Raw genomic sequence first — 13,023 nt, 5'->3', positions numbered from 1 at the left:
AAACTAAAGATGTCTGATTACTTACTTCGTTTTGCCGGTATTGGCCGGCTGTATGGCACTGATGCGTTGCGCGCGTTTAGCCGGGCCCATGTTTGTGTAATTGGTATTGGCGGTGTCGGCAGTTGGGCGGCAGAAGCGCTGGCACGCTCCGGGGTTGGTGAAATTACCCTGATAGACCTCGATGATGTCTGTATCAGTAATATAAATCGGCAGCTGCATGCGTTAACCGATACTGTAGGCCAGGATAAAGTCGCCGTAATGGCCCAGCGTATTAAAGCAATTAACCCTGAATGTATCGTTCATCAGGTAGAAGATTTTATCTCCAGTGATAACCTGCGCCAGCTTATTACGCCACAAATGACTTACGTTGTGGACGCTATCGACTCAATCAAGGCTAAAGTGGCGTTACTGGCGCATTGTAAGCGCAATAAAATAAGAGTGATCAGCACTGGCGGGGCCGGTGGACAAACAGATCCAACTCAAATTCAGATCGGTGACTTAACTCAGACCATTAATGATCCGCTGTTGGCCAAAGTACGCAATACCCTGCGTCGCGATTATAACTACAGCCGGAACCCGAAACGCCGCTTTGGTATAGATTGTGTCTATTCTACCGAGCAGCTGGTTTATCCCCAGGCGGATGGTAGTGTTTGTCAGCAAAAAACACCACAAATGACAAGCGACGGTGAAGTGAGCAGCATGCGGTTAGATTGCAGTGGTGGCTTTGGCGCTACCACCGTAGTAACCGCCAGTTTTGGTCTGGCTGCGGTATCAAGGGTATTGCAGAAAATTGCTGCTAAAGCTAATCAGCCAGCAAAGCTTAATGACAGCAGTCTTTAATTCTGGCCATCATGGCATTCAAGCCACTACCGCGTGACTGGCTCAGGTAGGGTTTTAAATTAAGCTTGTCAAAAGCCTGGGCCAACTCAAACTTTTTTAACTCGGTGTTACTCATACCATTTACCAGGCTTAACATGATAGCCATTAACCCTTTAACAATCCGGGCTTCGCTGTCCAGAACAAAGAAGTGTTGGTCCTGATGCTGATTGTAATAATGCATTAACCAGGCCCGGCTTTCGCAGCCTTTAACCAGTAGTGATGGCTGTTTCATTTTTTCAGGAATTGGCGGCAGTTTTCGACCCAATTGCATCAGAATACGATACTTGCTTTGCCAGTCTTTCGCCTGAGTTAATTCTGGCAAGTCTTCGGCATATATCTGACTTAGCGCGGGTTTTGTGTCAGCGAGTAATTGATCCAGGGTCATGCCGTTAGTATCTCCACGGCCTGCGTTAATGCATGCAGGCTGGTTGCTACATCTGCTTCAGTGTTATAGGGCGCGAATGAGAATCTGACTGCACCAGCTAACCCTAACAGGCTGAAAAAGGGCATAGCGCAATGCTGGCCCCCCCTTACTGCTACGGTTTGCTGATTAAGGAGTTCTGCCACATCTGCAGGGTGTTCACCTTGGACATTCAGCGCTACGATACCGGCATTATGCACAGGCGAAGACAAAATATCCAGCCCATCAATTTTATTAAGGCCGGCAAAGAACTGTTTTAATAACATCGATTTATAACTTTTCATCTGTTCGTTGTTAATGCTTTGTAGCCAATTGCAGGCCGCAGCCAGGCCTATAGCGCCTGCTATATCAGGAGTGCCGGCCTCAAGCCGGAATGGCAGAATGTTAAATAAGCTGTGACTAAAGTTAACTTCACTAATCATCTCGCCACCCCCAAAAAGTGGGGTAAGTAACTCCAGGGCTGCTGTTTTGCCGTATAACACCCCAATTCCGGTCGGACCATAAAGTTTATGTCCGGACCAGACGTAAAAATCGGGATCCAGACTTTGCACATCTACTTTGTCGTGCACAATACCCTGCGCCCCATCAATTACGGTAAGCGCGCCTGCGGCTTTTGCCTGGCTGACCATTTGGGTAACGGGTTGAATATGCCCCAGTACATTAGAGATATGACTAAAACTGACTACTTTGGGTTTTAGTGCCAGCAATTCAGTAAATGCCTGTTGGTCAACCTTATAGTCTGCGGTTAACGGCACGATATCCAGAATTACACCGTATTTGCTGCAATGTATCTGCCATGGCACGATATTGGCATGATGTTCCAGCGCGGTAATTAACACTCTGTCACCGGCCTTGAGCACGGTATGCATCAGGCCAAATGCAATCTGGTTCAGTGCTGCAGTGGCACCACTACAAAATATAATTTGCTCGCGGGCACTGGCATTAATAAAAGCGGCGATATCATCGCGGGCTTGTTCAAATGCCCGGGTGGCATGTTGGCTTAAGGTATGGGCACCACGGTGTACATTGCTATTATGACGCTGGTAGAACATAGCCATGGCGTCCACAACAACGTTTGGTTTGTGCATGGTGGCTGCGTTATCCAGATAAACCCAACCCGGGTTATGCTGAAAGAACGCAAATTGACCACGAAAGTTTACAGGGTCGAAAGAATGCATAAGGTCTCAGGGTATTATCAAACTAAGCGAATTGTCGGTGCTGGAGTAACAGATAGCAAGGTTACTGCGCTGTTTTAGACCATAAAAAAAAGCGGCGATAGTCGCCGCTTTAATGCTATGCCTTAGCTGAAAAGGCTTAACGATTATCCAGCTTCTTAAAATCGCGGCTGGCATAACCGGTGTAAAGCTGACGTGGCCGGCCGATTTTGTGACCTTTCTCGCCCAGCATCTCGTCCCAGTGCGAAATCCAGCCTACGGTACGTGACATGGCGAAAATAACGGTAAACATGCTGGTCGGAATACCAATAGCTTTAAGAATAATGCCACTGTAGAAATCGACATTCGGATACAGTTTCTTCTCAATAAAGTACGAATCTTCCAGCGCGATCCGTTCCAGCTCCATTGCCACATCTAACAATGGGTCTTTCACGTTCAGCTCTTTCAGTACTTCATGACAGGTATCGCGCATGACTTTGGCGCGTGGGTCAAAGTTCTTGTAAACCCGGTGACCGAAGCCCATTAAACGGAAACTATCATTTTTATCTTTTGCCCGGGCGACAAACTCCGGAATGCGATCGACAGAACCAATTTGCTGCAACATCTTCAGACAGGCTTCATTGGCGCCGCCATGTGCCGGGCCCCACAGTGATGCAACACCTGCTGCAATACACGCATAAGGGTTAGCACCAGAAGACCCTGCCAGACGCACGGTTGAGGTCGAGGCGTTTTGTTCGTGGTCAGCATGCAACATAAAGATCCGGTCCATCGCTTTGGCCAAGATAGGGCTGACTTTATAATCTTCCGCTGGTACCGAAAACATCATATGCAGGAAGTTTTCAGAGTAACTTAAATCGTTGCGCGGATACACAAACGGCTGGCCAACAGTGTATTTATAAGCCATAGCAGAAATCGTCGGCAACTTAGCAATTAAGCGATGGGCACTGCGCTTGCGTTGCTCCGGGTCGTTAATGTCTAAATCAGAGTGATAGAATGACGATAATGCACCAACCACACCACAAAGCATTGCCATCGGGTGGGCATCTACCCGGAAACCCTGAAAGAATGAGGCGATTTTTTCATGCACCATGGTATGGCGGGTGATAGTGGTGACGAAATCAGTGTATTCTTGTTCCTTAGGTAATTCGCCTTCGAGTAACAAATAGCATAATTCAAGATAATCTGAATGCTCTGCCAGCTGCTCAATCGGGTAACCACGGTGCAACAGCACGCCATTGTCGCCGTCGATGTAGGTGATTTTAGATTCGCAGGAGCCCGTTGACATAAAGCCCGGGTCAAATGTGAAATAACCTTGCTGCCCGAGCGTACGAACGTCGATTACGTCAGTACCAGCCGTGCCAGAATAAATGGGTAACTCAAATAACTTACCATCAATCTGCACGACGGCCTTTTTATCTGCCATTGGATTTCTCCTAATTGTTGTAGTTTCGGATTCTAAGGGTATTGCAGCTATTCTACTCGCAAACTGCCCCTAAAAGTCAATTTTAATGCGTATTTGCTTAATAAGTATTCGACTCTAGTAGTATTGTCAGCAACCCCTAAATGTGTAATGTTTCGCATGCGGAATTTTCCGGCTAAAACCAAACAAAAATTGTAATAAGCGCTTATGAAATATATACTATTGCCGGCGTAAAATCAGTTCACCAGCCAGATAGTTTTTGTTGAACCAGCTTGAGCAAAAACGAGTATATCGCCAGGGCGGGTAGCTGTTTTTGCAGCACCTAAAACAACAACTAAGCTCTGTACGAGCATCGATAGGCAAGAAACTGTGAAAAAGCAAAGACCAGTAAATCTAGATTTATCAACGATCTCTCTACCTGCAGCTGCCAAAGCGTCAATTTTGCACCGTGTTACCGGTGTGGCAATGTTTTTCGCCCTGGTGTTCGTTATCTGGGCATGGGCATATTCATTGCAAAGCCAGGCCAGCTTTGACTATGTGCAATCTCTGATGACCTCGCATCTGGCGAAGTTTATCGCCTGGGGCACTATCACTGTGCTGATTTATCACTTATTAGCAGGTGTCAGGCACCTGGTGATGGATATGGGGCATTGGGAAGAGCTTAAGTCAGGTACCTTAAGTGCCAATATCATCATGGTGTTATGGCTTGTATTAGCAGTTTTAGCAGGAGTATGGTTATGGTTCTGAATCAGGCAAGTCTGAAGCGTGATGGAGTTCAGGATTACGTCTCATTGCGTGCCAGCGCAATTGTGTTGGCATTATATACCTTGTTTATACTCGGTTTCTTTATCGTAACCCCTGAGGTTACTTTTGAAGTGTGGCACGGCTTGTTTGCTAACATGGCAATGAAAGTCTTTACCTTGCTGGCGCTGATCTCTATTGCTGTTCATACCCGTATAGGCTTGTGGCAGGTACTGACTGATTACGTTAAATCAGCCCGGTTACGTGCAGTTTTACAATTCTTCCTTTACGCACTGGCCTTTGGTTATGTCGCGGTCGGCTTATTTGTGTTGTGGGGTGCTTAAGTGAATATTCCAGTAAGAGAGTTTGATGCCATTGTAATTGGTGCAGGTGGCGCGGGTATGCGTGCTGCGTTGCAAATCACTCAGTCAGGTTTAACCTGTGCATTATTATCCAAAGTGTTCCCAACCCGTTCCCACACTGTATCAGCTCAGGGCGGTATTACGGTTGCCTTGGGTAACTCCCATGAAGATAACTGGGAATGGCATATGTTTGACACCGTTAAAGGCTCAGATTATATCGGTGATCAGGACGCTATCGAATACATGTGTAAAACCGGTCCGGAAGCCATTACCGAACTGGAAAATATGGGTTTACCATTTTCACGCTTTGAAAATGGCCGGGTTTACCAGCGGCCATTCGGTGGTCAGTCAAAAAACTTTGGTGGTGAGCAGGCTGCCCGGACTGCCGCCGCAGCTGACCGTACCGGTCACGCTTTGTTGCATTTGCTATATCAGCAAAACGTAAAGAATAAAACACAGGTATTCTCTGAATGGTATGCGCTTGATTTAGTCAAAAATCAGGATGGCGCCATTGTTGGTTGTACTGCCATTGATATTGAAACCGGGGAAGTGGTTTATTTCAAAGCCAAAGCCACCGTATTGGCGACCGGCGGTGCCGGCCGTATTTATGCTTCTACCACTAATGCTCACATCAACACCGGTGACGGTGTAGGCATGGCGCTGCGGGCCGGTGTGCCGCTGCAAGACATGGAAATGTGGCAGTTCCACCCAACCGGTATTGCCGGTGCAGGTACCCTGGTAACAGAAGGTTGTCGCGGTGAAGGCGGTTATCTGCTGAATAAAGATGGCGAGCGCTTTATGGAGCGGTATGCACCTAATGCTAAAGATTTAGCAGGTCGTGACGTTGTTGCCCGTTCCATGATGACAGAAATTCGCGAAGGTCGTGGTTGTGAGGGCCCATGGGGCGTTCATATTAAATTAAAACTCGATCACCTCGGTGAAGAAGTACTGGAAAGTCGCTTACCTGGCGTTTGTGAGTTGTCCCGCACCTTTGCTCATGTTGACCCGGTAAAAGAACCGATTCCGGTTATTCCAACCTGTCACTATATGATGGGTGGTATACCCACTAACGTAAATGGTCAGGTTATCAGCCCGAAAGCTGATGGTTCTGAATCTATCGTCGCCGGTTTATTTGCCTGTGGTGAAATCGCTTGTGTATCTGTACACGGCGCTAACCGTTTAGGTGGTAATTCACTGCTTGATTTAGTGGTATTTGGTCGGGCTACCGGTTTACACCTGGGTGAAGCGTTAGCTGCTACAGCGGAAGCGCGTCCGGCATCACAATCTGATTTAGATGCCGCTTTAGCCCGCACTCAGCGCTGGGAGCAAAGCAAAGCAGGCCAGGGTGAAGACCCGGTGCAAATCAAGAAAGATTTGCAAAAATGCATGCAGCTTAATTTCTCTGTATTCCGCGAAGGTGACGCTATGGCCGAGGGCCTGGCTGAGCTGAAAGAAATTCGCGAACGCTTAAAGTTTGCCCGGTTGGACGATAAGAGTTCAGACTTCAATACTATGCGAATTGAATGTTTAGAACTGGACAATCTGATGGAGACAGCTTACTCGACAGCGGTGTCTGCAAACTTCAGGACAGAAAGCCGTGGTGCGCATTCCCGCTTTGACTTCCCGGAGCGAGATGATGAGAATTGGCTGTGTCATGTGGTATATACACCAGATACCGAGTCGATGTTTAAGCGTAAAGTGAACCTGGAACCTAAGTTCCGTGAAGCCTTTCCGCCAAAAGCGCGTACGTATTAAGAGGCATAGTATGATGAAAACATTGCAATTTTCGATTTATCGTTATAACCCTGAAGTTGATACCGCGCCTCGGATGCAGGAATATACCCTCGATAACCCGGAAGGTCGGGATATGATGGTGTTAGATGCGTTGGTTAAATTAAAGGAGCAAGACCCAAGCTTGTCTTTTCGTCGCAGCTGCCGTGAAGGGGTTTGTGGTTCTGATGGCTTAAATATGAATGGTAAGAATGGCCTTGCCTGTATCACGCCTTTGTCAGTAGCAACGAAAGGTAAAGGTGGAAAAATAGTAGTTCGGCCATTACCAGGCTTGCCGGTAGTGCGGGATCTGGTTGTTGATATGAGCCAGTTTTACACTCAATATGAGAAAGTAAAACCCTATCTGATTAACGATGATAAGTTACCGCCAGCGGGTGAGTTTTTGCAAAGCCCGGAAGAGCGCGCTAAGCTTGATGGCTTGTATGAGTGTATTTTATGTGCATGTTGCTCAACGTCATGCCCATCGTTTTGGTGGAATCCGGACAAGTTTATCGGCCCGGCAGGTTTACTGCATGCCTACCGCTTTTTGGCGGACAGCCGTGATACGGCAACAGAACAGCGTTTAAATGATTTAGACGATGCTTTCAGCGTTTTCCGCTGTCATGGCATCATGAACTGCGTTAATGTTTGTCCGAAAGGGTTAAATCCGACTAAAGCCATTGGCCAGATTAAATCGATGTTGTTAAACCGGGCGCTGTAATGCGCCCTTATTTTAGTTAATGTTTGAAAAACCGGCCATTTCGCGAGCGAAATGACGGTTTTTTTGCTACTTTTTTCCAGGTGCTCAGAAATAAGGGAAACTAAATGCACGAAGGTGTAATGAAGGCGTGGTTAGAGTCTTCACATCTTGGCGGTGGTAACATGGCCTATGTGGATGAACTCTATGAATCCTACCTAGCAGAGCCCACCAGTGTTGGTGACGAATGGCGAGAGTTTTTCGCCGGTCTACCAAAAATCGATGGGGTCGATCTTGAAATTCGACATGCTGATATCCGTCAGCAATTTGCCGATTTAGCCCGTAACAAACATCGCGAAGTGGTGGTTGTTAATACTGGCAATGCTACTGACACACGTCAGGTTAAAGTGTTGCAGCTTATCAATTCTTATCGTTTTCGGGGGCATCAACACGCCAACCTTGACCCGTTAAATCTGTGGCAGCAACCACGGGTTCGCGACCTTGAATTGTCCTATCACGACTTGTCTGAAGCTGATTACGATACCGAGTTCAATGTTGGATCATTCGCCAGTGGTCAGGAAACGATGAAATTAGGCGATTTGCATAAAGCACTGGAAAAAACCTATTGTGGTTCTATCGGTGCTGAATACATGCATATCGTGTCGACTGACGAAAAACGCTGGATCCAGCAACGGCTTGAAGGTACACAGTCAGGTGCAGTATTTGACAAAGAAACCCGGCTACATATCCTGAAAGGTCTGGTTGCAGCCGATGGTTTGGAAAAATATTTAGGCTCTAAATTCCCGGGTGCTAAGCGTTTTGGTCTGGAAGGCGGCGACGCCATGATCCCGATGCTTAAAGCGATGATCCACCGCGCCGGCGAGCAGGGCGCAAAAGATTCTGTAATTGGCATGGCACACCGCGGCCGTCTTAATACCTTAATTAATGTGCTGGGTAAAAATCCCTCTACCTTATTTGACGAATTTGCCGGTAAGTATGAAGTGGTTGGTGCCGGTGATGTGAAATACCATATGGGTTTCTCATCTGATTTTGAAACCAAAGGCGGCAACGTTCATCTGGCATTGGCGTTTAACCCATCGCATCTGGAAATTGTTAATCCGGTAGTGATTGGTTCGGTGCGCGCACGCTTAGACCGTCGTGGTTGTACTGATGGCTCACTGGCGTTGCCGATTACCATTCATGGTGATTCTGCATTTGCCGGTCAGGGTGTGGTTGCTGAAACCTTCAACATTTCACAAACCCGCGCCTTTAAAGTGGGTGGCACAGTACGGGTGGTGATTAACAACCAGGTGGGCTTTACTACCTCAAATCCGGATGATACCCGCTCAACACCCTATTGTACTGATATCGCTAAAATGGTGCAGGCACCTATTTTTCACGTTAATGGTGATGACCCTGAAGCGGTGGTATTTGTCGCCCAATTAGCGGTAGATTATCGTAATACCTTTAAACGCGATGTGGTAATTGATTTGTTCTGTTACCGTCGTAATGGCCATAACGAGTCTGATGAGCCTAATGCAACTCAGCCGTTGATGTACCAGAAAATCAAGAAACATCCGACACCGCGCGAAATTTATGCCAGCAAGCTGGTTGAAGAAGGCGTTTGTACTGAAGATGACGTGAAGGCGTTGATCAGCGACTATCGGGATGCCCTGGATAAAGGCGATTGTGTTGTAGATGAATGGCGGCCGATGACTGAACCTTCTGTCGACTGGACGCCGTTCCTCGGTCATGACTGGGATGCAACCTATGATGCCAGCCTGGCAGTCGAAAAGCTGGTTGCGCTCGGTGAAAAAGCAATCAAGGTGCCTGACAGCATAACATTACAACGCCAGGTTAACCGGGTTTACGAAGACCGGGCGCTGATGCTGACTGGCGAGAAAAAAATTGACTGGGGTATGGCAGAAATTCTGGCTTATGCAGCAACGGTAGCCGAAGGTAGCCGGATCCGCTTTGTTGGTCAGGATTCGGCTCGTGGCACGTTTTTCCATCGTCATGCCGTATTGCACAACCAGCAAGATGGCAGTACTTATACACCACTGAACAAGATCAGCGAAGAGCAGGGGCCATTTCAGATTTTCGACTCTGCGCTGTCCGAAGAAGCGGTGCTGGCTATTGAATATGGCTACGCCACAGCTGAACCGCGGGCACTGGTGATCTGGGAAGCCCAGTTTGGTGATTTTGCTAATGGTGCCCAGGTTGTTATTGATCAATTTTTAAGCTCAGGCGAACAAAAGTGGGGCCGCCTATGTGGCTTAACGCTATTGTTACCTCATGGCTATGAAGGTCAGGGGCCGGAGCACTCCTCTGCGCGATTGGAGCGTTTTCTGCAGTTATGTGCAGACCACAATATGCAGGTGTGTGTGCCGACTACGCCGGCTCAGGTGTTTAACATGTTACGCCGACAGACTGTGCGTCCTATGCGCCGGCCATTAATTGTCATGTCGCCTAAATCGTTGCTGCGTCATCCTCAGGCTACCTCAACTCTGGAAGAGCTGGCCTCTGGTAAGTTCCTGAACGTCATTGGTGAGATTGATGATATTAAGCCTGATGATGTAAAACGGGTCGTGTTCTGCAGTGGTAAGGTGTACTACGAATTGCTGGAAGAGCGGCGTAAGCGCGAACAAACTGACGTTGCAATTGTCCGGGTAGAGCAGTTATACCCATTCCCGCATGACGAAATGCTGGAAGTGCTTGGCCAGTATCAGCATGTTACTGATTTCGTCTGGTGTCAGGAAGAGCCGCAGAACCAGGGAGCCTGGTATTGTAGCCAGCACCATTTCCGCGCTGCAATTCCTAAAGCAGGCTATCTGACTTATGCAGGTCGCGAGGCATCATCATCGCCAGCGGTAGGGTATCTGTCAGTGCACAATAAGCAGCAGCAAGCTTTAGTTAATGACGCCCTGACCATTAAATAACAAATTGTCCGGCTCGTAATACGGGCCGGTTGAACGAAATAAGACTAACCGGTAAAAAGGTGAAAAAGTGGAAATTAAAGTACCCGTACTTCCAGAATCTGTTGCAGATGCAACCATCGCCACCTGGCACGTTAAAGCAGGCGAAGCCGTAACACGCGATCAGGTATTAGTTGATATTGAAACCGATAAAGTTGTACTTGAAGTGGTTGCCCAGGCTGACGGTGTTATGGGTGAGATCATTCATGACACTGGTGCAACGGTAACAGCTGAAGAAGTTATCGGTAAAATGGAAGCTGGTGCGGCACCAGCCGAAAAGAAAGAAGATTCGTCAGCTAAGAAAGATGACAAAGCGGCCAGCAAAGATGACGCAAAGGCAGATGCCAAAGCAGATAGCGGCGCTGATGCTAAATCAGATGATAGCAACGACGACGCGTTAAGTCCGTCAGTGCGCCGGATGATTTCAGAAAAAGGTTTAGATGCCAGCAAAATCAAAGGGTCAGGTAAAAGCGGCCGGGTAACCAAAGAAGACGTTGAAAAATTTGTCGCTGCCGGCAGCAGTAAAGCCAGCTCAGGTAGCGCAGCGCCTGCCGCGGTTAGTGGTGATCGCAGCCAGAAGCGGGTGCCGATGACCCGTTTACGTAAAACCATTGCTAACCGTTTACTGGAAGCAAAGAACTCTACGGCCATGTTAACCACGTTTAACGAAGTGAACATGAAGCCCATTATGGATTTGCGTAAGCAGTATCAGGATGTGTTTGAAAAGCGCCATGGTATCCGCTTAGGCTTTATGTCTTTCTATGTTAAAGCGGTGACTGAAGCGCTGAAACGCTTCCCGGAAGTTAATGCTGCCATCGATGGTGATGACATTGTTTATCATAATTATTTTGATGTCAGTATTGCCGTGTCAACGCCACGGGGTCTGGTAACGCCGGTTCTGCGTGACTGTGACAAGATGAACCTGGCTGAAATTGAAAAATCAATTAAAGAGATTGCGTTAAAAGGCCGTGATGGCAAGTTGTCTATGGATGACTTAACTGGTGGTAACTTTACTATTACTAACGGTGGTGTTTTCGGTTCATTAATGTCTACGCCAATTATCAATCCACCACAGTCTGCCATTCTGGGTATGCATAAAATCCAGGACCGGGTCATGGTAGTCGATGGCAAGATGGAAATACTGCCAATGATGTATCTGGCATTGTCTTATGACCACCGGATTATTGATGGTAAAGAGTCAGTAGGCTTCCTGGTAACTATTAAAGAATTGCTGGAAGATCCAACCCGTATTTTACTGGATATCTAATTATTCAGAAAAAGTGCACAAAAATGCTGTTGTTTTACGACAACAGCATTTTGTATTTCGCCGGTTGGCACTATAATATGCGCCGATCGAAACATCAGGCTGCACCATAACGGGCAGCTTCCATATTCAAATGAACGGAAATTAGCCATGAATTTGCACGAGTATCAGGGTAAGCAACTGTTTGCCCAATATGGTTTGCCTGTATCTAAAGGCATCGCCGCAGCTACTGTAGAAGAAGCGGTAGCAGCTGCAGATAAAATCGGCGGCGATATGTTTGTTGTCAAAGCTCAGGTTCACGCTGGTGGTCGCGGTAAAGCGGGCGGTGTGAAACTGGTTAAGAGCAAAGAAGACATCAAGGCTTTCGCAGAGAAATGGCTTGGCAAGAACCTGGTAACTTATCAGACTGACGAAAAAGGTCAGCCGGTTAGCCGTATCCTGGTTGAACCTTGTACTGACATTGCTCAGGAATTGTATTTAGGTGCAGTAGTCGATCGCGCTTCACGTCGCATCGTGTTTATGGCATCTACTGAAGGTGGCGTGGAAATCGAAACTGTTGCTCACGAAACACCGGAAAAAATTCTGAAAGCAGCTATCGACCCGTTGGTTGGCGCTCAGCCTTACCAGGGCCGTGATCTTGCTTTTAAATTAGGCCTGGAAGGTAAGCAAATTAATCAGTTCGTTAAAATCTTTATGGGTTTAGCGAAACTGTTTCAGGAAAAAGACCTGGCTTTGTTAGAAGTTAACCCACTGGTTATTACCCCGGCTGGCGACTTGCACTGCTTAGATGCCAAACTGGTTATTGATGGCAACGCCCTGTACCGTCACCCTGAATTAAAAGAAATGCAGGATCCATCACAGGAAGATCCACGTGAAGCGCATGCCGCGTCATGGGAACTGAATTATGTTGCTTTAGGTGGTGACATTGGCTGTATGGTAAACGGTGCCGGTCTGGCAATGGGCACCATGGACATCGTTAAACTACACGGTGGCCAACCGGCTAACTTCCTGGACGTTGGCGGCGGCGCAACCAAAGAGCGGGTAGTTGAAGCCTTTAAAATTATCCTGTCTGATGATGCGGTTAAAGCCGTATTTATTAACATCTTCGGCGGTATCGTTCGTTGCGATATGATTGCTGAAGGCGTTATTGGCGCAGTAAAAGAAGTCGGCGTTAAAGTACCTGTCGTTGTTCGTCTGCAAGGTAACAATGCAGAACTGGGCGCGAAAGTACTGTCTGAAAGCGGCTTAAACATCATCGCTGACACAGACTTAACCAGTGCTGCCAAGCAAGTGGTTGCAGCAGCGGCTAAGGCATAAGG

Annotated in this window: 11 protein-coding genes; 8 read left to right on the top strand and 3 right to left on the bottom strand. The window is 47.5% G+C overall.

From position 1 onward, the window contains the following. Positions 1–9 precede the first annotated feature (9 nt). Entirely contained in the window at positions 10–840 is an 831-nt protein-coding gene (gene tcdA / locus CRO03_RS01840; protein WP_097109858.1) for a tRNA cyclic N6-threonylcarbamoyladenosine(37) synthase TcdA, read from the top strand. Here tcdA and CRO03_RS01835 read toward each other — a convergent pair. The 3 genes from CRO03_RS01835 to gltA all read right to left on the bottom strand — a co-directional run bounded on the left by CRO03_RS01835 (position 821) and on the right by gltA (position 3,898). Next, positions 821–1,264, bottom strand: a complete 444-nt coding sequence (locus CRO03_RS01835; RefSeq protein WP_097109857.1) for a SufE family protein — start codon at positions 1,262–1,264, stop codon at positions 821–823. The genes tcdA and CRO03_RS01835 overlap by 20 nt on opposite strands. Then, on the bottom strand, positions 1,261–2,478 hold the full coding sequence (locus tag CRO03_RS01830) for an aminotransferase class V-fold PLP-dependent enzyme (protein ID WP_097109856.1): 1,218 nt from the start codon (positions 2,476–2,478) through the stop codon (positions 1,261–1,263). Before CRO03_RS01830 ends, CRO03_RS01835 begins: the two co-directional genes overlap by 4 nt. Before the next feature lie 136 nt (positions 2,479–2,614). Continuing rightward, positions 2,615–3,898 carry a citrate synthase gene (gltA, locus tag CRO03_RS01825; protein WP_097109855.1) on the bottom strand — a complete coding sequence of 428 codons (1,284 nt, stop codon included), beginning with the start codon at positions 3,896–3,898 and terminating at the stop codon, positions 2,615–2,617. A gap of 366 nt (positions 3,899–4,264) precedes the next feature. Here gltA and sdhC point away from each other — a divergent pair, with 366 nt between their 5' ends. The 7 genes from sdhC (at position 4,265) to sucC (ending at position 13,021) form a co-directional block, all read left to right on the top strand. Beyond that, positions 4,265–4,642: a succinate dehydrogenase, cytochrome b556 subunit gene (sdhC, locus tag CRO03_RS01820; RefSeq protein WP_141397718.1), complete on the top strand. Its 378-nt coding sequence runs from the start codon at positions 4,265–4,267 to the stop codon at positions 4,640–4,642. Beyond that, positions 4,633–4,980, top strand: a complete 348-nt coding sequence (sdhD, locus tag CRO03_RS01815) for a succinate dehydrogenase, hydrophobic membrane anchor protein (protein ID WP_097109853.1) — start codon at positions 4,633–4,635, stop codon at positions 4,978–4,980. Before sdhC ends, sdhD begins: the two co-directional genes overlap by 10 nt. Next, on the top strand, positions 4,981–6,753 hold the full coding sequence (gene sdhA, locus CRO03_RS01810; protein ID WP_097109852.1) for a succinate dehydrogenase flavoprotein subunit: 1,773 nt from the start codon (positions 4,981–4,983) through the stop codon (positions 6,751–6,753). Positions 6,754–6,766: 13 nt separating this feature from the next. Then, positions 6,767–7,489 (top strand): succinate dehydrogenase iron-sulfur subunit, encoded by a 723-nt coding sequence (locus CRO03_RS01805; RefSeq protein ID WP_097109851.1) that lies wholly within the window; start codon positions 6,767–6,769, stop codon positions 7,487–7,489. Between the two features lie 104 nt (positions 7,490–7,593). Then, positions 7,594–10,404, top strand: a complete 2,811-nt coding sequence (locus CRO03_RS01800) for a 2-oxoglutarate dehydrogenase E1 component (protein ID WP_097109850.1) — start codon at positions 7,594–7,596, stop codon at positions 10,402–10,404. Positions 10,405–10,471: 67 nt separating this feature from the next. After that, the gene (gene odhB / locus CRO03_RS01795; protein ID WP_097109849.1) at positions 10,472–11,707 is read left to right on the top strand and encodes a 2-oxoglutarate dehydrogenase complex dihydrolipoyllysine-residue succinyltransferase; all 1,236 of its coding nucleotides are present in this window, start codon (positions 10,472–10,474) and stop codon (positions 11,705–11,707) included. A 147-nt stretch (positions 11,708–11,854) separates the two neighbouring features. Beyond that, positions 11,855–13,021, top strand: coding sequence for an ADP-forming succinate--CoA ligase subunit beta (sucC, locus tag CRO03_RS01790; RefSeq protein WP_019675590.1), 1,167 nt, complete (start codon positions 11,855–11,857; stop codon positions 13,019–13,021). The last annotated feature ends 2 nt before the right edge of the window (positions 13,022–13,023 follow it).

It is taken from the genome of Arsukibacterium tuosuense (assembly GCF_900215315.1).
Lineage (GTDB): Bacteria > Pseudomonadota > Gammaproteobacteria > Enterobacterales > Alteromonadaceae > Alishewanella > Alishewanella tuosuense.
The sequence above is the reverse complement of the archived record's forward strand: the minus strand, read 5'-3'. Positions and strand labels throughout refer to the sequence as shown.